General features: G+C 41.8%; 20 protein-coding genes. 12 read left to right on the forward strand and 8 right to left on the reverse strand.

Annotated features, from left to right (window positions below):
• Positions 1-192 precede the first annotated feature (192 nt).
• The 4 genes from GUY17_RS00465 (at position 193) to GUY17_RS00480 (ending at position 3,385) form a co-directional block, all read left to right on the forward strand.
• A complete protein-coding gene (locus GUY17_RS00465) occupies positions 193-669 on the forward strand; it encodes a hypothetical protein (RefSeq protein WP_242445167.1) in 477 nt (158 codons plus the stop codon).
• Between the two features lie 13 nt (positions 670-682).
• Complete coding sequence (locus GUY17_RS00470) at positions 683-1,360, forward strand: response regulator transcription factor (protein ID WP_041413271.1); 678 nt, start codon at positions 683-685, stop codon at positions 1,358-1,360.
• A 67-nt stretch (positions 1,361-1,427) separates the two neighbouring features.
• Positions 1,428-2,669: a HAMP domain-containing sensor histidine kinase gene (locus GUY17_RS00475; protein ID WP_101087467.1), complete on the forward strand. Its 1,242-nt coding sequence runs from the start codon at positions 1,428-1,430 to the stop codon at positions 2,667-2,669.
• Between the two features lie 38 nt (positions 2,670-2,707).
• Positions 2,708-3,385, forward strand: coding sequence for a TIGR01621 family pseudouridine synthase (locus GUY17_RS00480; protein ID WP_101087422.1), 678 nt, complete (start codon positions 2,708-2,710; stop codon positions 3,383-3,385).
• Between the two features lie 31 nt (positions 3,386-3,416).
• Here the strand turns inward: GUY17_RS00480 and GUY17_RS00485 are convergent, their stop codons facing one another.
• Together GUY17_RS00485 and GUY17_RS00490 are read right to left on the reverse strand one after the other, a co-directional pair.
• Positions 3,417-4,586, reverse strand: coding sequence for a GGDEF domain-containing protein (locus tag GUY17_RS00485; RefSeq protein ID WP_162022003.1), 1,170 nt, complete (start codon positions 4,584-4,586; stop codon positions 3,417-3,419).
• A 305-nt stretch (positions 4,587-4,891) separates the two neighbouring features.
• Entirely contained in the window at positions 4,892-6,097 is a 1,206-nt protein-coding gene (locus GUY17_RS00490; RefSeq protein ID WP_162022004.1) for a GGDEF domain-containing protein, read from the reverse strand.
• A gap of 155 nt (positions 6,098-6,252) precedes the next feature.
• Here GUY17_RS00490 and GUY17_RS00495 point away from each other — a divergent pair, with 155 nt between their 5' ends.
• Positions 6,253-6,420, forward strand: coding sequence for a YqaE/Pmp3 family membrane protein (locus GUY17_RS00495; protein ID WP_011635586.1), 168 nt, complete (start codon positions 6,253-6,255; stop codon positions 6,418-6,420).
• Between the two features lie 114 nt (positions 6,421-6,534).
• Positions 6,535-6,741, forward strand: coding sequence for a DUF2986 domain-containing protein (locus GUY17_RS00500; RefSeq protein WP_101087419.1), 207 nt, complete (start codon positions 6,535-6,537; stop codon positions 6,739-6,741).
• Positions 6,742-6,773: 32 nt separating this feature from the next.
• Here GUY17_RS00500 and moeB read toward each other — a convergent pair whose 3' ends face one another.
• Together moeB and moeA are read right to left on the reverse strand one after the other, a co-directional pair.
• Entirely contained in the window at positions 6,774-7,544 is a 771-nt protein-coding gene (gene moeB / locus GUY17_RS00505; protein WP_011635588.1) for a molybdopterin-synthase adenylyltransferase MoeB, read from the reverse strand.
• Positions 7,545-7,551: 7 nt separating this feature from the next.
• Positions 7,552-8,805, reverse strand: a complete 1,254-nt coding sequence (moeA, locus tag GUY17_RS00510) for a molybdopterin molybdotransferase MoeA (protein ID WP_162022005.1) — start codon at positions 8,803-8,805, stop codon at positions 7,552-7,554.
• 132 nt (positions 8,806-8,937) lie between these two features.
• Here moeA and GUY17_RS00515 point away from each other — a divergent pair, with 132 nt between their 5' ends.
• From GUY17_RS00515 to GUY17_RS00520, 3 genes are all read left to right on the forward strand, one after another.
• Positions 8,938-9,228, forward strand: coding sequence for a GIY-YIG nuclease family protein (locus GUY17_RS00515; RefSeq protein WP_254439846.1), 291 nt, complete (start codon positions 8,938-8,940; stop codon positions 9,226-9,228).
• Positions 9,229-9,329: 101 nt separating this feature from the next.
• Positions 9,330-9,464 (forward strand): hypothetical protein, encoded by a 135-nt coding sequence (locus GUY17_RS21255; RefSeq protein ID WP_302476620.1) that lies wholly within the window; start codon positions 9,330-9,332, stop codon positions 9,462-9,464.
• A 72-nt stretch (positions 9,465-9,536) separates the two neighbouring features.
• Positions 9,537-9,767 (forward strand): hypothetical protein, encoded by a 231-nt coding sequence (locus GUY17_RS00520; protein WP_162022007.1) that lies wholly within the window; start codon positions 9,537-9,539, stop codon positions 9,765-9,767.
• Positions 9,768-9,808: 41 nt separating this feature from the next.
• Here GUY17_RS00520 and GUY17_RS00525 read toward each other — a convergent pair whose 3' ends face one another.
• From GUY17_RS00525 to hslR, 4 genes are all read right to left on the reverse strand, one after another.
• Positions 9,809-11,668, reverse strand: a complete 1,860-nt coding sequence (locus GUY17_RS00525) for a M14 family metallopeptidase (RefSeq protein WP_162022008.1) — start codon at positions 11,666-11,668, stop codon at positions 9,809-9,811.
• A 188-nt stretch (positions 11,669-11,856) separates the two neighbouring features.
• Positions 11,857-13,413, reverse strand: coding sequence for a phosphoenolpyruvate carboxykinase (locus tag GUY17_RS00530; protein ID WP_162022009.1), 1,557 nt, complete (start codon positions 13,411-13,413; stop codon positions 11,857-11,859).
• A gap of 253 nt (positions 13,414-13,666) precedes the next feature.
• The gene (gene hslO, locus GUY17_RS00535; RefSeq protein ID WP_162022010.1) at positions 13,667-14,527 is read right to left on the reverse strand and encodes an Hsp33 family molecular chaperone HslO; all 861 of its coding nucleotides are present in this window, start codon (positions 14,525-14,527) and stop codon (positions 13,667-13,669) included.
• A 25-nt stretch (positions 14,528-14,552) separates the two neighbouring features.
• Entirely contained in the window at positions 14,553-14,951 is a 399-nt protein-coding gene (hslR, locus tag GUY17_RS00540) for a ribosome-associated heat shock protein Hsp15 (protein ID WP_162022011.1), read from the reverse strand.
• A gap of 264 nt (positions 14,952-15,215) precedes the next feature.
• On the opposite strand from hslR, the gene gspC reads away from it, so the two are divergent.
• From gspC to gspE, 3 genes are read left to right on the forward strand one after another with little or no spacing between them, the layout of a single operon-like run.
• Entirely contained in the window at positions 15,216-16,130 is a 915-nt protein-coding gene (gspC, locus tag GUY17_RS00545; RefSeq protein ID WP_101087412.1) for a type II secretion system protein GspC, read from the forward strand.
• 24 nt (positions 16,131-16,154) lie between these two features.
• Positions 16,155-18,287 (forward strand): type II secretion system secretin GspD, encoded by a 2,133-nt coding sequence (gspD, locus tag GUY17_RS00550; protein WP_162022012.1) that lies wholly within the window; start codon positions 16,155-16,157, stop codon positions 18,285-18,287.
• Positions 18,280-19,839 (forward strand): type II secretion system ATPase GspE, encoded by a 1,560-nt coding sequence (gspE, locus tag GUY17_RS00555; RefSeq protein WP_101087410.1) that lies wholly within the window; start codon positions 18,280-18,282, stop codon positions 19,837-19,839. The genes gspD and gspE overlap by 8 nt, the downstream gene beginning before the upstream one ends.
• Position 19,840 lies beyond the last annotated feature (1 nt).

Raw genomic sequence — 19,840 nt, forward strand, 5'->3', positions numbered from 1 at the left:
ATTTCTAAAAAATGTTGTGTCATGACAGCCCATCTAACTGAAAAATGGTATTTATGATCAATTATTAATCTTAGATTTCTTGGGACTTTGGCTGCTCTTAGGTAGAGTAGGCGTGTGATAGAATTTTCAATTATATAGAGGCTTGTGATGGTTCGGTTGCTGCTAGCAATATGCTTTCTTCCTTGTGCCGTGATGGCCACACCATCTATGCACTCTTTATTGATCAATGGCGACTTTTTAAAGCCAATAACGGTCATGGAACAATTAGAGCAACAAGACGAAGGCACCATATGTGACTTTGATGTTGATGTTGAAGAAGGTTTGTTGGTGTATAAGATTTCTATGGTTAACGTAGAGACTCACCGAATCAATAAATACGAATACCGAGCCTTAGACGGTACATTATTAACTGAAAAATCGTCTGCTTATGCCTCTGATGATATTGGCCAAGTTAATGCGGCAAAAATGCTGCAAGCTAAGCATATGAAGTTTTCAGAATTAGTGACCCTCGCGATTGAAAACCAACAAGGATATTTAACACAGGCGGAATTGGACCACGATTTATCAATTAGTTATCTCGAACTAAAGTTACTCAATCAAGATAGTAGAAATACTATTGCTTTCGATATTGAGACTCTACGTCCACTACCTTTGCTCAAATGGGATTAAAGACTCTATGACTATGCGTATTTTATTGGTTGAAGATGATGCTACTACGTTAAAGTATGTAGCCGACGGATTTACGGCTCAGAAATATCAAGTTGATAGCGCGACTGATGGTCAAGAAGGCCTCACGTTAGCCAAGCATAACCAATATGATTTACTGATCCTCGATCGCATGTTACCAAAGCTAGACGGCTTAACATTATTGTCTGCTCTGCGTACCAGTGGTAATAAAACACCAGTACTTATTTTATCGGCATTAAGTCATGTTGACGAGCGTGTAAAAGGTTTACGTGCGGGCGGTGATGACTACATGACCAAGCCATTTGCCTTTGCAGAATTGTTAGTACGTGCAGAAAAACTTGCGCAACGTAACGTGGTTGAACCGGCTGCCACCGAAATTGAAGTGGGCAGTTTAAAGATGGAATTATTAACCCGTAAAGTCACCCTTGACGATAGCGAGTTAATGCTACAACCAAAAGAATTTCAATTGCTTAAGTATTTGATGGAGCATCCTAATCAAGTGATTAGCCGCACATTATTATTTGAAGCTGTATGGGACTACCATTTTGATCCTCGCACCAATGTGATTGATGTGCATATTGCCAAGTTACGTCGCAAGTTTGAAGAGCTTGGCCATGGTGAGTTAATTGAAACCGTTAGAGGGGCTGGATATCGCCTTTGTAAAAGGCATTAAGCCTTACCAAAGTAGTGCGTGGCGGATCACGCTGATCTTCTCGACATTAGTAACCATACTCATTGTTATGTTGGTGCTTAGTCTCTATAGACAGTTAGTGATCGAGCAACAAAATCAAGTAGATAAACATCTAGCTGCAGAAATGCAGCGCTATCAACAGTTAGCATTAACGGTTAACCGTCGCAGTTTTGCGGCTCAAATTCGTGCTGCCGATCCTAAAACTGCACTGATTGCCTGGCGCAACAGTGTAGATATGGTGGGCGCATTGACTTTCTTACCCGAAAATATGCCACAACTGCCTGAAACGAAAGATTTCCCTATCTTTACTGGTGGTCCAGATAAACTGCATATTCTTACTGGTGGCTTAGTTATCACCCGTTATGGCCCAGTATTAATTGCTACACGTACCGATCAACTCGCGGCTTTAATCGAGAAGTTTATTAACGCTGCATTTTGGGCCGTTGCATTCACTTTAGGGCTCACGCTAGCGTTAGGCTATATTTTCTCAAAAGCCATTTTGAGACGACTGGTCGAATACAACCGTTTGAGTGAACAGATTGAAGCTGGACACTATGAAACCCGTCTGCCAGTAAGCGAAAGCCAAGATGAATTTGACATGCTGGCACGGCAATTTAATTTAGTGCTCGACACCTTAGAGCAAAACTTACGAGCAGTTCGCGGGGTGACCGATAACATTGCCCATGATTTACGTACGCCATTATCGCATTTGCGTATTGGTATTGAGCTGTTGTCGCAAAAACCTACAGCTGAACTTGCCGATGCCACTGCTGAGTTACTCGAAGAGTTAGATCACTGTTTGGGAACTTTCGATGCCATGTTATCGTTAACGCGCATCGAAGAAGGTCAGCAAACGCTTGATTTACAGCCGGTGAGTTTACAGCAAATCTGCCAAGATTTATTTGAAATGGCTGAGGTGATTGCCGAGAGTCACGACCAAGTATTGAGTATTAGTCTAGCAGATGATGTTCACGTGAATGGCGATAAGTATTTGTTGTTTCAGGCATTATTTAATCTAGTGGATAACGCGATAAAGTATTCACCTAATGGCGCCACGATTAATATTATTCAACACGGTAAACACATTCAAATTAGTGATAATGGACCGGGTATTATTGACGAGGATAAAGAGCGGGTATTCGATCGCTTAGTGCGTTTAGACCCTAGCCGCCATTACAAAGGCACTGGTTTAGGATTATCGATGGTAAAGGCTATTCTATCGCGTCACAAAGCGACGATTTCACTACTCGATAATAACCCTGGTTTACTCGTGAGTATTCACTTTAAATAACCTCGCAAGCCTCCCATTTAATCGTTGTTGGATAATATATGTACCAAGTGATCAGTGATCAAACAGACTTTATTGTCATCAGTAAATCCGTGAATGTTCATTTTCATAGCCAAGATGGCAATGCTGGAGTGATTGCACAGGCTGAGGCTGATGTAGGTTATAAGCTTTACCCTGTTCATCGGCTCGATACACCGACTTCCGGTTTACTGATTGTGGCTAAATCCCCTCAGGCTGCAAATGTGTTTACCAAAATGTTTACTGAGCATAAAGTTCAAAAATATTATTTGGCGATAGCTTGTGGTAAACCTAAAAAGAAACAAGGCTTGATTATTGGCGATATGGCTAAGTCGCGTCGCAGTATGTATAAGTTACTGCGAACCACAGAAAACCCTGCAGTGACACAGTTTTTTAGTCAGAGTATTGCCTCTGGTATGCGGATGTATTTACTAAAACCGCTGAGTGGCAAAACCCATCAATTAAGAGTGGCCTTAGCCAGTATTGGTGTGCCTATTTTAGGCGATAAACTCTATGGTGATGAGCTGAGCGATAGATGTTATTTACATGCCTATAGTTTGCATTTTACCTATCTAGAGCAGGTTTATTGTTTCCAGCAACTGCCTCAGTTTGGTAAGCAGTTTTTGTTACCTGAGTGCCAACAACTTATGATGAACCAATGGCAATCACCGAATGACTTATCGTGGCCTAGTAAAGACTAATCTCTGCCTATTACTCCTATCAGAGGTAAACTTAAGCTGCTGTCTCAATGCAATTACGGCCCGCTTTTTTTGCGCTATACATGGCTTTGTCGGCTCGCGCTAGAATATGCTTAATTGGTGTGTCTGGTGTGACAATCGCACAACCGATACTAGCAGTAATGGCAAGTTTATTTTCCCCTGTATCAATAATAAGGTCGGCAAGTACTTGCTGGCATCGTGAAGCCATTTGATGAGCTTGTTCTAGAGTGCAGTTTGGTAATAAAATCAGAAACTCTTCGCCGCCATAACGGCATAAAAAATCGTCATTCCGAATAACATTATTAATAGCATTCGCTGATTTCTCCAGCACAATATCCCCCATAGCATGACCCCAATTATCATTAATCGCTTTAAAGTGGTCTAAATCGATTAAGAGGATGCAGTAAGGTATGTTGGAAGTGTGCCAACTACTGTGGATGTGTTGTAATTGCTTATCAAGAGAATGACGATTCCAAATACCGGTAAGAGCATCACGGTTGGCAAGGGTGAGGATTTTTGTCACGAGCTTGTTGATGGAGTTACCCACAATTAAAATGTTAACAAGTAATATCAGTATGATATATACCCATAGTGTCGGTTTAGCATCAGCCGTGTTTAAGGTGGCAAAAACAGTGATTTTGTCTGGAAAAAATAACAGTATGATGGGCCTTAGTAGAAATAAACAGCCAATTAATGCTATTGGGATAACTAACCAGTTGGTAGCAAAAGCCGTAAATGTATCTCTAAATGCGTGTAAATGATCTCGAGCTAGCCCAAAAAATAATATTGATGCCGCTAAAGATAAAATAGAGACCAAATAAACGGCTTCGGTGCGCTGTGGTGTGACGAAAAGCATCAATATCGCCGCCATAGTGATGACGGTTAAATCGAATAATTTGCTACTGGGTAATCTGTATAGTCTTTGTGCACCCCAGCGAAGAGTACTCAGTCCAAGTAAGATCATTACATCAGCCGTGAACCAATAAAGGTAACTAGGTTGGTCTGTTCGTTGGGTGTAAAGCAACATGCCAATCAGTACGCATAAATTTGCTAATGAAAAATGAATACTTGCCTTAGGTGCAACTCTCATTGGATAAGCCATAACCCACCAAGAGGCGGTTGCTGCAGCTGCGAGTAAACACAATACTTGCATTAATATTTGTGTGGATTCATGTTCCGTCATAAAGATGCATATAAAGGTAATTTCTTATTAAATATGCCATTGAGGCTAGTGTAAAAATTTTTTAATGGCAATATTTTAGTTTAATGTTTTCTATTTAACGTTAATTTAATTAACTGATGGTGGAAATCAATAAGATGGATTTACTTAAAATTTATGATGGCCAATGCTATTTTTTGTAACAAGCCTCTCTGGCAAGCCCTAGTCACTAGATAGCTAAATAAAAGCGTTTATTATCTAGAATAGATTTTTAGGCTGTTATTGGTTAAAGATGATGATGTGCATTATGAATTCTATGTTTGAGTTGATTACAGTTGCTGTGTTGACTTAACAGTTGATTCTTCCATTGAATCCATTGAGCAAATTGTATTGCGGCCTTTACTTTTAGCAAGGTACATAGCGTCGTCAGCGAGTTGTAATAATTGTTCAATACTGAGGTGGGTTTTACAGGTAGCATAACCAATGCTGAGAGTGGTATTGATATGGGCCTTCTGCCATAAAACCGTATTTTCATTGATTTTTTGCTGTACTTTTTCGGCCACTATTTGAGCTTCTTTTTTATTGGTTAATGGCAGTATGATTAAAAACTCCTCACCACCATAACGGCAAATGAAATCAATTTTCCTCAATGATTGTTGTAATATGTCGGCGGTATTCTTGAGCACCAAGTCACCCGCTAAATGACCGTAAGTGTCGTTAATGCGTTTGAAGTGGTCTAAGTCGAGTACCATTAAACTATATGCCAACCCATTTCGAAGCCATAGGGCGTCAACTTCTTCGAGCTTGTTCAATAAAGAGTGCCTGTTCCATAAGCCCGTTAGCTGATCTTTATTGGCTAATCGAGCGACCTTGTAGACTAAGCGCGTCAGCGCATTACCAAACAATACTAGGTTAGTGAGTAGCAGTAATATGATGTAGCTCCACATGACTAACGATGAGTTAAGCTTGTCTGCTGCTGAAATGTTGGCAAGTTCATCGGGAAAAAGCAATAAAACACCTGCGCGTATGATAAACAGTAAGCCAATGGTGAAAAAAGGCACGTTAATCAACGCCGCATAATACAGCGGTAAGTGTTTTTTTACCGCCCGAAAATTATCAATACCACTAAGGGTGATGAACGTTGCTGCGGTAATACTCATTACAATAACTAAGTAGACAGCATAGGTCAGGGATGGTGGGACCAACAGCATTAATAATGCGGTGGTTGCCAGCAATATCAGATCAAATCGGTAAGATAAAGGCTGTTTAAATAAATGTTGGCAGCCCCAACGCACTAGGGCAAACCCCACAAGTATTGTCATGTCTGCCACAAACCAGTATAAATAGTTAATTGCTTCAGTACGTTGGGTATAAAGCAAAATGCCAATAAGAGTACAAATATTGGTAGCGGCGAAACACCAACTGGCTTTAGGTGCGATGTGTAATAGACTGGCAAGCAATGTCCAAGCTATGGCGCAACTTACTGCGATTAAGCTAAAGAATTGAACAAAAATAATACTTTGGTTATGTTCCATATGACTCATTAGTATCGTGAATAAGACTATTCCATAATTTGATATCAAAAGTGTAGCTAGAATAATAGGCTAATTGTCCTAGTTAACAAATTGTATCGTATACTATTTTTATAATAACTTTAGCTAAATTAATCAACTTAAATAAGGTAACTAAAATGGATTCTAATAAATTATTACTGGTGATTATTGCGATTTTACTGCCGCCTGTAGCAGTTTTGCTCAAAAAAGGCATGGGTAAAGACTTATTAATAAATATCTTATTATGTATTTTCTTTTTTGTACCAGGGCTTGTTCATGCTTTGTGGGTAGTCTTACAAGAATAATGTTTAATACCCTATGCTATTGATGTTGTTTGGTCACTGATAAGCTGGAATCTATAGGGTTTTAATCAGTTTGAGATTATAATTACCTCGTAGAAATGCTATCAAGTGACCAATATGAACCGTAAAAAGAAAATTAATCAAACTCTGAAAGCTAAAGCAAAAAAAGCCAATGCTAAGCTGCATGCTGCTAATAAATCGCCTTATATTGCCAAAGCAGAACGTGCACAGCTTGCCCAAGCTCAATTGGTTATAGCGCCAACAGCCGATTTAGCTGATAGCGCATTAAGCGACTCTGGCGCTGTACATTCGCCAGCACTGTAACACTATAGCGATGACCCTAGAGATGATTTTATCTACGGATTAACACCGCATACTTTACAATGTGGTTGTTTAGGTAAACGCATTTGCCTAAACTCCATGGTCATCGCATCAATCATTAACAACTTCCCCGTTAATGGCTCGCCGATAGCCGTGATGACTTTGATTGCTTCTGTTGCTTGAATGCAGCCAATCATGCCGACCACAGGCGCAAGAATACCTGCCTCAACACACGTTAATTGTTGTTCACCAAATAAAGCACTAAAGCATTGATAGCAAGGGCTGTCTTGTTGGTAGTCAAATACTGTAACAGTGCCTTCCATTCTAATAGCCGCGGCTGACACTAAAGGCACTTGGTGCTCAAAACAGCTTTTATTAAGCTGTTCACGCACTAACATATTGTCTGTGCAATCCAGAATTAAGCTATGTTGACTCACCAACACGTTAATCTCATCATCATCTAATAACGCATTAATGGTATTGATGTTAATTAATGGATTTAGCAGCATCAGCGATTGCTTAGCCGATTCAACTTTTGCTTGGCCAATATTGGCGTCATAGTGCAATACTTGGCGCTGCAAATTAGACAGCTCTACGGTATCAAAATCAACTAAGGTGATTTCACCAACCCCAGCCACGGCAAGGTATTGACTTGCTGCACAGCCGAGTCCGCCTGCACCAATAATTAATACTTTGGCAAGCTTGAGCTTTTCTTGGCCATCGATATCGATAGCCTTAATAGAGATCTGCCGGCTATAGCGCAGCATTTCATTATCAGTGAGTATCTCTTGATCAAGTGAATCCATACTATTCCTAACACAACACGTTATTAAAAGGCTCTACGGTGACTTGTGCGCCTGTTGGCGTGTCGCCTTGGAATTGATCTAATATCACAAAACAATTAGCTAAACTCATTGATGTGAGCATGCCTGAGCCCTGGCCGCCAGTAATCGCTACTTCAAGTTCGCCCAATTCATTTCGACTGAGTATGCCGCGTTGATATTCGACTCTACCAGGGTATTTGCGTATATCTGTCAGTAACCTTGCTTGGCAAAATAACGGTTTAACAGGCTTAAGTCCCTGCATTTTATGTAAAATGGGCAACACGAGTTTATAAAACGTTACCATCGAAGAAACGGGATTACCGGGCAAACCGCAAAAAATAGCGTTATCTATTTTACCAAATGCGAATGGCTTGCCTGGTTTAATAGCGAGCTTCCAAAAGGTAATCTGGCCTTCTTCAGACAAAATCTGTTTAGTAAAGTCAGCTTCACCCACTGAGACTCCGCCAGATGTTAATACCATATCAGCCTTGCTGGCTGCTTCTTTAAATGCACCACGAATGGCTTCTTTATTGTCGGCTATTACGCCTAAATCAACCCAGTCAACATGACTTTTACTGAGTAAGCCTTGGATTGAATAGCGGTTAGAATCATAAATTTGTCCGGGAGCCAGTTCACTTCCTACAGGGCGTAACTCATCACCAGTGGAAAAGAAGGCGACTTTTAGTTTACGTGTCACTCTAACTTGGCTAATACCGATAGTGGCGAGTACGCCCATTTCAGCTGCGCGGATAGTGATGCCTTTGTGCAATACTTTGGTACCTGCAAGCAGCTCTTCACCACGACGGCGGACATTAGCGCCTAATCGATGTGGGTGCTCGATGGTAATTTGATTATCGTCTGCTTGGACTTTTTCTTGCATTTGCACGGTATCAAAACCCACAGGTACAGGGGCGCCGGTCATAATACGAATACAGCTATTGGGTGATACTTGGCCATCGAAAGGGTGGCCTGCAAAAGAACTACCCACGAGGGTAAGGGTTGTTTTATCCTGTGATGCGGCTAAATCGGTAAAACGAAATGCATAACCGTCCATTGCCGAGTTATCAAATGGGGGTAAATCAATACTCGATGCTAGATCTTCCGCTAGCACTCTATCGATAGCCTGGGTTAATGTGACGAGCTCGGTATCTTGGGTTGCTTCAACTTGAGCTAAAAGTTGCTCAATTGCTTGATCGGGATGAAGCAATGTTGGTTGAGCGCAAGGGTCTTGATTACTGGACATCAGAACTTCCTTAATGAATCGCTAAAATACTATCAACTGTATCTTGGCTGAAATAGGTCTTTGCTTTTAATGGTGCTTAGTATGCCATGATGGCACAAGAGTTTTATGATCACACTTAAGGTTTTATATTTTATGTCGAAAAATAACGCCAATACCGATTGGTACTTATACATTATTCGCTGTGCAAACTCGCATTTATACACCGGTATTACCACGGATATTTCACGTCGTTTTGGCGAGCATCAAGCCAGTGGTCCTAAAGCAGCTAAATATTTAAAAGGTAAAGGCCCGTTAACCTTAGTTTATCAAGAATCATTAACTGATCGAAGTGAAGCGTCAAAACGCGAAATTGCTGTTAAAAAATATACTCGCCAGCAAAAATTATTATTGATTGAACAGTATGAGTTAACCCGTCCACGGTAACGATAAGTTACCTATATTTATAAGTTTTTCATATCAAAATTTTGGTTTACAGTTTTTTTACGACTAGACTGAAATGATGGAATCTCAATGGTTAATCCACAATGGTCAAGTCGTTAATGAGTGTTGCGCTGATCATGTGTTGCTCGGCATTTCCTTCAGCGGCACAACAAGTACGCATTCAACCAGCTCAATCTTCAGAAAATACCACTCACCAATATTATTACGACTTGTTATAGCTGCTATTAACCCAAACCGCTGACGATTATGGCTCGGCGGATATTGTTGTTAGCAATGACCATCCACGCTTAGTGCAACGCATTACTCAAGGTTTAGAGGCATTCATTGCGACAGGTCAGTTACATGAGTTTATTGAGCAGCATGAAACAACTCGAAATATGTTCCCACTGAGTCGATATCGCCACAGTCGAATTTTTGACTTAACTAATTCACCGTTTGCGCCACAAACACCTTTTCAAAATCAAGATTTATGGATTGATTTACCGCATCCCACAAAAAACGCCGCAGCACTTGTGGAGTGATACGGCGTTATTTAATCTCATTGTCTATATAGCGTTGAAGCTTATTTAGACGCCCGCAACACCGGATACTTCATGTATTCGTTGTCATAATATGGGCTGCGTTGGTAAAACCAGCGTAATCTTGCTTGGCTATCTTTAGCAAAATCAGGATCTTTAAGCGCTTGATCAAACTCAGCTTGTAGAGTTGGATTGTCGAGTAACATTTTTGCTGCTAAAGGTTCCACGGCATAGTCTTCAATGTATTCAGTGCGGGTAAAAATGGTATTGAACATTCCCCAATAAAACAATGAATCCTCAGCCTGAGGTTCAAGTAAGAGCATTGCTAAGTCACCCAAGGGTTGGTCGGTTGGAATACGCATGCTACCCGCTGGCAAGAGGGTATTTATTTTGTGAATAGTCGTTGTTGCCGTTACCGTTTGATGACCTTCATAATCAGCACTTGAGAATAGTGGGTCGCTGAATTGATATTGCTGCGCTGTTATCGACGTTGGCTTATTCAGTTGTGTCATTCTAATGCCATGCAAAGATAAACGCTCAATAACGTTTGTCCATTGTGGCGGAATATAATAAGCCACAGGCCGAGTTACCGTGATATCTGCTTTTGTGTTAGCCACAATCGGTAAGTTTTCATATAACTTAGGCTCTCCAGTCCAGCGTACAACTTTGTCACCACTGATTGGGCTTTGCTCAACACGGTAATCAATCCCTTTAAAGTCTTTTCCTTCAGCTAAGGTTTCATTTTGCCAGCTAATGGTTAACTTGCTTGGGTTACGATATTTGTCTTCATTAATCGCAGACTTTAGCTTGGTGCTATTTTTTGCCACCGTTTTAAGGGTTTGTTCAAGTGTAACGTAGGTACCAAGAACGCGTTGCTTATAAGGTTTAAGGCTATGGTTCTCTATTAGAATAGTCGGCAAATGACGAGCATCACCGTAACCATTGGAAAAACGTGGGCTAGGATTCCACAATGACAAGCCTTTAGTCATGTCTGTATTATCGTTAGCAAATACCAACTGGCCCGGAATGTGGCCTTGCTCTGTTAATGCATGTTCAACCGCGGGGCGGTAAATAGACTCTAACCATGTAAAAATACTTGGGCTATAGCCTTGTGCAACGTTGTAGCCAAAGGTGACATCGTATTGGTAGTCAATACCATCGGTCACATGGATATCAATATATAAGTCTGGCTGCCATATATTAATCGCTTGAATGAGGTGCTGCATTTCTAGAGTGTCAGCTTTAGCATAATCACGGTTTAAATTAAGATTGTTAGCAGTAGTGCGCCAGCCCATATTCACCGGCCCGCGTTGATTTACTCGATTGAATTTGCTGCTACGCTCGTGGGCATCGACACTGAAAATAGGAATAAACAGTAAATTAACGTTTTCAAGCAAATCGCGTTTGTTACGATGACTGATATCTCGCAGCAGCATCATACCTGCATCTTTACCGTCAATCTCACCAGAATGAATACCTGCTTGCACAAATACCGTTGCTTTACCGTTGTCACTTAATGCTTGTGCCGTTGATACCCCATCTTGTGACGCGATAATCATCCATATATCTCGTCCTTGGGGGCTTTTACCAATGCTGACTTTTTGCAACACGTCGGTGCTGTCGACGAGTTTGTCTAACCATTCCATAGTGTCGTGATAGTTCGGGCTTGAAACATAACCTTGTTGCTCAAAAGGGGTTGCCCATGGTTGATCTGCACTTAACAGTAAGCTTTCACTGGCGCCTGACCAAGGATGAATTGGCGGTAGTATACTGTCATTTTCGAGATGCGTTATTTGCTCTGCCGGTACTTGAGGAGCAGCAGACACAGCATTGTTAGCATGAGTGAAAGTGGAACAGATGAGTAACGGACTAACCATTAAGCTAGCAAGCAAAAAGCGGCGCATGAATATCCCTGTGAATGGTGATGGTGTCGAAATACGGTAATAGCATCATAACACTGCCTATCAACAGTTTCAGTTGCTTTTACCCTTATAAATGAACTGGAACAGTGCCGATAAAAAATCCCAACCGAAGTTGGGATTTTTAAATTACATCGCGTTAAATAAAGCGATGCGAATAATGGGTAACGTGTTTACACGTTAGGGCCAGCATTTTTGATGGCTTCAGACACTTTATATTTTGCAAAGTTATCACTGAACTCTTGTGCTAGTTGTTGTGCATATTTGTCATACTCAGCTTTATCTGCCCAAGTGTTGACTGGGTTTAATAAAGCAGTATCAACACCTGATACACTAACAGGCACGTTTAAATTCAGTTTATCGATATAAACGGTTTCAACATCTTTTAGCTCACCACTGACAATAGCATCCACAATGGCGCGAGTTGTCGGGATATCAAAACGTTTACCTACACCATGTGGACCACCGGTCCAGCCAGTGTTAACAAGGTAAACTTGGCTGCCAAACGACTCAATACGTTTCATGAGTAGTTCAGCATACACTCCTGCTGGACGTGGGAAGAATGGTGCACCAAAACACGTCGAGAAAGTTGACTGAATTGCAGACGTTGAGCCCATTTCTGTCGAGCCAACTTTCGCGGTGTAACCCGATAAGAAATGATATGCAGCTTGTTCTTTGCTTAATATCGACACAGGCGGTAATACACCTGATACATCGCAGGTTAAAAAAACCACAGCATGAGGTTCAGCACCACGGTTATCTTCTTTACGTTGAGCGATATGCTCTAAAGGATAAGCGGCACGGCTGTTTTCAGTCAGGCTAGTATCTTTATAATCAGGCACTCGATGTTCATCAAGCACCACATTTTCGAGTACGGTACCGAAACGAATCGCATCCCAAATCACAGGTTCATTTTTTTGGCTAAGGTCGATACATTTTGCATAGCAACCACCTTCGATATTAAATACGCCACCAGGTGCCCAGCCGTGCTCATCATCACCGATCAGGAAACGTTTTGGATCAGCTGAAAGAGTGGTTTTACCGGTACCCGATAAGCCGAAGAATAATGTGGTATCACCATCGTGGCCGACGTTGGCCGAACAATGCATGGGTAACACACCTTTAGCGGGTAATAAGAAGTTTTGCACCGAGAACATCGACTTCTTCATTTCACCTGCATATTTCAACCCTACAAGCAGTACTTTTCGCTCGGCAAAGTTCAGAATAACAGCGGCTTCAGAGTTTGTACCATCACGTTCAGGTTCGCAGACAAAACCTGGCGCATTGATGATTTGCCAGGTGTCTTTATTACCACGATTAAAGGTTTCTGGAGCGATAAATAAATTACGAGCAAACAATTGATGCCACGCGAACTCAGTGGTTACACGTACAGGAATGTAATGTTCATCATCAGCGCCAACTTCGAGTTCTGACGTAAACAGTTCTTTGTCTGCAAGGTAGGCTTCTACCCGGCCCCATAACGCATCAAATTTGCCAGCATCAAACGGACGGTTTACTTTGCCCCATTCAATATCGGCTTCAGTGTTTGCCTCTTTGACGATAAACCGGTCATTAGGTGAACGACCCGTTCTTTCCCCTGTCTTGGCCACTAAGGCACCATTTGCGGTCAGCTGACCTTCTCCACGAAGAAGCGCGATTTCTACTAACTGTGCTGTCGTAGGGTTGAGGTGAACGCGGTTAGATACATCCGCCATAGTGTTGATCTCCATGTCTTTTAGGTCGTGTTTCGCAGTGAAAAGCTATTGGGGGTTAGGTATTCAAACTTAGCTTGTTATTATTTTTGCGCGATGGCTATAAGCTAGTGTAGGGATTGTAACGTAAGTTAATGCCGCGGTAACGAACAGTTTGGTAATTTTTTTGAAAGTTTTTGGCGTTTGATGTTTTCTTTAGACGGTTAAGGCATAAAAAAAGCGCATTGCGCGCTTTTTCTGTAAGTGGTTACGTTGTGGGTAACGACATTGATTACTGCTGTGACTGGCTGCTATGACTACCAGAATATAACGCTGCAATATCTATCGCATCAAAAGAGTACTTTGCTGTGCAATACTCACAATCCATCTCGATTTTCCCTTCCTCAGCTAGAATCTCTTCAACTTCAGTTTGGGGTAACGTTTTGATTGCTGCAGCACTGCGATCACGAGAACAGCTACATTTAAACGTAACATCAACAGGATCAAATAAGCGTACTTCTTCTTGATGATACAAGCGATGTAATACCTGTTCAGCATCAAGAGTGAATAACTCTTCTGCTTTAATGGTCGAGGTCAATGCTGAGAGATGTTCAAAGTCGTCAGTATTACCCGATTTTGCTGGTAATACTTGCAACAACATTCCTGCCGCTTGTTTGCCGTTAGCAAATAACTGTATTTGGGTAGGTAGCTGCTCTGATTGATTAAAATACTCTTCTAAGCAAGCTGCTAGATTGACATGGTCTAATGATACAATACCTTGATAACGTTCACCTTCATCAGGCGTTAACGTAATGACCATGTAACCTTTACCGAACATTTGTTGCAAGCTTGCATTGGCAGCAATATCACCGTTCCAACGTGCTACACCGCGTAATACTTGCTTATTGTTACCATTAATTACCGCTAAAGAAACCGGGCCATCGCCTTGTAACTGCACGCTAATGTCACCGCTAAACTTGATCGTTGCCGTGAGTAATGATGTTGCGGCCATTAACTCGCCGATTAGGGCTTGTAAGGCAACCGGATAGATATGTGCAGAAAGCACTTCTTGGTAACTGCTTTCTAATTGGACTATCTCGCCTCGCACATCGGCATTATCAAAAATGTAGCGATGTAAAATATCGTTGTTCATTTGCATTCTCTTACTTTTTGGGCGCCTAGTAATCTTTTAAGCGCATAATCTGTCGTCGTTGTTTTTTATCCGGTTTATGGTCTGGTGCCGGATTGTTCAAAATATTTAGCCGTCGGGCTTCAGCGTTTATAATCCGTTTGCTAATACTCTCTGGTGTTTCTTCGTATAGGGTTTGCGCTACATTAGCACTTTGTCTATGGCCAGATAATTGAAGGACAATAATCTCTTTATCATCATTACCTTGGCGAAGGCGGATTTTTGCACCCGCTTCAGCATTCTTACTGGATTTAGTCCGTTGACCGTTGTAATGTACTTTACCGCCATTGATCATGTCTTTTGCGATAGCGCGAGTTTTATAAAAACGTGCCGCCCATAACCATTTGTCGAGCCGAATAAAGCTTTTGTCGGGCTGATTTTGAGTCACATGACCTCCAAAACAGGGATGATTTCACAGACTGAGTAACCTAACTGCCATACAATGTGTGTATTATCGTAATAAAGGGCAATATTATGGCTCTTTTTATGGGCGCAAAGTTAGCATATTTGATGGAGATTCGCCAATCGATATGCTCTGGGGTTGTTGCTTTATCCTGTGTGGGTTAGCATGACGGCTACACATATATTTTCGCATTTTATTAACAATTAGAACAGAGACCTGTACCAAGTCGTATAGAGGGTCCAATAACATATGGATTTATTAGATAAACTGATCACCAACGCTGCAAAAATACCACATAAGCTATTGAGTATGATTGTATTTTGGCTTGGACTGGTCATCGTGTTGCTACTCGCTGCACAGATCACATGGAAGTTGATGCCAGTATCGTCGCAATCTGCGGTGTGGCAACCATCCCCCATCTCAGCAGGCACTGCAAAGCGTATTGAGCTTGCCGGTGTACGTAACCTATTGCTTTTTGGTCGCTTAGACAACAACAGCAATAAACCCAAAGCTGAAGTCGTAGAGCAAATCACCGATGCGCCTAAAACAAACTTGTCTATTCAATTGACCGGAGTTGTGGCATCCACCGAGGAAGCTCAAGGTTTAGCGGTTATTGAATCAAGTGGGCAACAAGAAACTTATGGTTTAGGCGATAAAATCAAAGGGACTTCTGCTTCTTTAAAAGAGGTTTATGCTGACCGGATTATTATCAGTAATGGTGGTCGTTACGAAACCTTAATGCTTGATGGTCTTCAATACACCACACAAGGTGCAGCAAACTCACAGCTACAACAAGCCAAGGTCGATCAACAGGTAACCCGAGTTGATCGTCGTGATAATCAACGTTTTTCTGAAGATTTGTCTAATTCTCGTGATGAGTTGTTAGCAGACCCAAGTAAAATTACAGACTTTTTAGCTATTTCACCGGTACGTAATGGCGATGAATTAGCGGGTTACCGTTTAAATCCTGGTAAAGATGTCGCGTTGTTTAAGCAAGCGGGTTTTCAGGCTAATGATTTAGCAAAATCAATAAATGGATTTGATCTGACCGATATGGGTCAGGCATTAGAAGTGATGGCACAACTGCCTGAGCTCACCGAAATGGCTGTCATGGTTGAGCGTGAAGGGCAGTTGGTCGAAATCATGTTTAGTTTGCCAGAATAATTTGGCGTTAGAGGATTGAGTAGAATGAATAATAAAGGGATCCGACATAACATTATTGCTGGAATGCTTATGGGCGCTGCAATGATAGCGGCACCGAGTGCTTGGTCGGAACAATATGCCGCCAATTTTAAAGGCACTGACATTCAAGAATTTATTAATATTGTCGGTAAAAACCTCAATAAAACCATTATTGTAGATCCAACAGTACGTGGCAAAATTAATGTCCGTAGTTACGATTTACTTAATGATGATCAATATTACCAATTCTTCCTTAACGTACTTCAAGTGTATGGTTATGCAGTGGTTGAAATGGAAAACCACGTCATTAAAGTCATTAAAGACAAAGACGCCAAAATGGCTTCTATTCGTGTCGCCGATGACAAAGCACCTGGTGTTGGTGACGAAATGGTCACCCGAATTGTTCCATTATACAATTCTGAAGCGAAACAACTTGCTCCATTACTTCGCCAGTTAAATGATAATGCTGGTGGCGGTAACGTTGTTAACTATGACCAATCAAACGTGTTAATGATTTCTGGTCGTGCAGCGGTAGTGAACAAGTTGGTAGAGATTGTTCGCCGAGTTGATAAGCAAGGCGACACCGACGTACAAGTCGTGGCCTTAGATTATGCCTCTGCAGGAGAAATTGTTCGCATAGTCGATACCTTATATCGTTCAAGTGCTAACCAATCACAGCTGCCTGGCCAAGCACCTAAAGTGGTGGCTGATGAACGCATGAATGCTGTTATTGTCAGTGGCGATGAAAAAAGCCGTCAACGTGTAATCGAACTCATTAAACGACTTGATGCTGAACAGGCGAGTACGGGTAACACCAAAGTACGTTATTTACGTTACGCCAAAGCTGAAGACTTGGTTGAAGTATTAACCGGATTTGCACAAAACTTACAAGATAATAAAGAGGGTGCCAGTACTCAGCAAGGCAACTCAAGTAAGCGTCGTAGTGATATCAATATTATGGCCCACAGCGACACTAACTCACTGGTCATTAGTGCCGAACCAGATCAACTGCGTACCATTGAAAGCGTCATTAATCAGCTTGATATTCGCCGTGCTCAAGTGCTCGTTGAAGCCATTATTGTTGAAATCGCTGAAGGTGATAACGTTGGTTTTGGAGTGCAATGGGGCAGCGAAGCGGGTGGCTTAACGCAGTTTAACAACATTGGCCCAACCATTGGTGAAGTCGGGGCTGGAGTCTGGTCTGCACGTGAAGAGGATGGCACTAGCGTGACGACTATTGATGGTAATGGTAATCCGGTAACGACAACTAATCCAACTTCAGACGGTGACTATACCTTGATCGCCCAAGCATTAGGCAAAGTGAATGGTATGGCGTGGGGCGTGACCACAGGTAACTTTGCGGCGTTAATCCAAGCTGTGTCGAGTGATACAAATTCAAACGTACTAGCAACACCGTCTATTACCACACTAGATAACCAAGAAGCGTCGTTTATTGTTGGTGATGAAGTGCCGATTATTACCGGTTCAACTTCAAGCTCTAACAATGATAATCCATTCCAAACGGTAGAACGTAAGGAAGTCGGAGTTAAGCTCAAAGTGGTACCGCAAATTAACGAAGGTTCGTCAGTTAAATTAACTATCGAACAAGAAGTGTCGGGTGTTAATGGTAACACTGGTGTCGACATCAGTTTCTCTACTCGTCGTTTAACGACCACGGTTATGGCAGATTCTGGCCAAATTGTAGTGCTGGGTGGATTAATTAACGAAGAAGTACAAGAAAGTATTCAAAAAGTCCCAATTCTTGGCGATATTCCTTTTATAGGTCATTTATTCAAGTCTTCTTCTAGTAAGAAAACGAAAAAGAATTTAATGATTTTCATTAAGCCCACCATTATTCGTGACGGTATGACAATGGAAGGGATTGCCGGTCGTAAATATAATTATTTCAGAGCATTACAGCTGGAACAACAAGCTCGTGGTATTAATTTAATGCCAAATACTCAAGTCCCGGTTCTTGAAGAATGGGATCAAGAGGCTTACTTGCCAGATGACGTGAATGACATGCTTGATCGCTATAAAAGCGGCAAAGGGCTGAGCACCGATATACGTGATTCAGATCCAGCCTTGCGCACTATCGATGAAAACATGCAAAAGGACAAGGCTCAAAACAATGACTGATAGCGTGATGACAGAACCATTAGCCCAAGTATCTAGTGAAGTTGCCATGGAAGTTGTTGAAGGTGATGAGGTTTTTCATTCGACGAGTAAAGAGCGCTTGCCGTTTGCCTTCTCGCACCGCTTTCAATTGGTGTTAGCGAAAGAAAACGAGCAGCTTTGTCTCTTCTACACTGATAACACACCGCTTAGTGCCATGTTAGAAGTACGGCGCTACTCGGGTGTTGAGTTACCGTTAATTAAGCTAGAAGTGGCAAAGTTTGAAGCTAAACTGACGCAAGCATATCAAGCTAATTCTTCAGAAGCCCAACAGCTTATGGAAGATATTGGTAACGAAATGGACTTGTTTACCCTAGCTGAAGAACTGCCACAAACGGAAGACTTGCTTGAAGGCGATGATGACGCGCCGATTATTAAGTTAATTAATGCGCTGTTATCGGAAGCGATTAAAGAAGAAGCCTCAGATATTCACGTCGAAACCTACGAGAAACAATTAATTGTTCGTTTCCGTATTGATGGCGTGTTGAAAGAAGTATTAAAGCCAAATCGTAAATTATCGTCTTTATTGGTGTCGCGTATTAAAGTGATGGCACGTTTGGACATCGCCGAAAAACGCCTACCACAAGATGGGCGTATTTCGTTACGTATTGCGGGTCGTGCTGTCGATGTGCGGGTATCAACTATGCCATCAAGTCATGGTGAGCGTGTGGTAATGCGTTTATTAGATAAAAATACCGGCAACTTAGACTTACAACAACTGGGTATGACACCTGGCATTCGTGAAAAATTCGATGAATTAATTCGTAAGCCACACGGCATTATTCTTGTAACAGGGCCGACAGGTTCTGGTAAAAGTACTACCTTGTATGCCGGGTTAACGGAAATCAATTCTAAAGATACCAATATTTTAACCGTTGAAGATCCTATTGAATATGAGTTAGAGGGCGTTGGTCAAACTCAAGTAAACACTAAGGTCGACATGACTTTTGCCCGTGGATTACGCGCAATTTTACGTCAAGATCCCGATGTGGTCATGATTGGTGAAATTCGTGATTTGGAAACGGCGCAAATTGCAGTGCAAGCATCATTAACCGGTCACTTAGTGATTTCAACCTTACATACCAATACCGCATCAGGGGCAATAACCCGCTTGCAAGACATGGGCGTAGAACCCTTTTTAGTGTCATCAAGTTTGCTTGGCGTGCTTGCTCAACGCTTAATTCGGACATTATGCCCACAGTGTAAAGAAGCACATGAGCCTGATGAGCGTGAACGCGAGTTGCTGGGTATTACCGCAAACGACACACGTATTATTTATCGCGCTAAAGGTTGTAAGGCCTGTGGTCAAAATGGTTATCGTGGTCGAACAGGTATTCATGAGTTACTTACCGTTGATGACAATGTCCGTGAGTTAATTCATGGAGGCAGGGGCGAATTAGCCATTGAAAAATATGTACGTAAATCGATTCCAAGTATTCGTCATGACGGCATGAGTAAAGTACTCACAGGTGTAACAACGCTAGAAGAAGTATTGCGCGTTACGCGCGAGGAGTAAT

Origin of the sequence: Shewanella sp. Arc9-LZ, from assembly GCF_010092445.1 — a bacterium.
GTDB lineage: Bacteria > Pseudomonadota > Gammaproteobacteria > Enterobacterales > Shewanellaceae > Shewanella.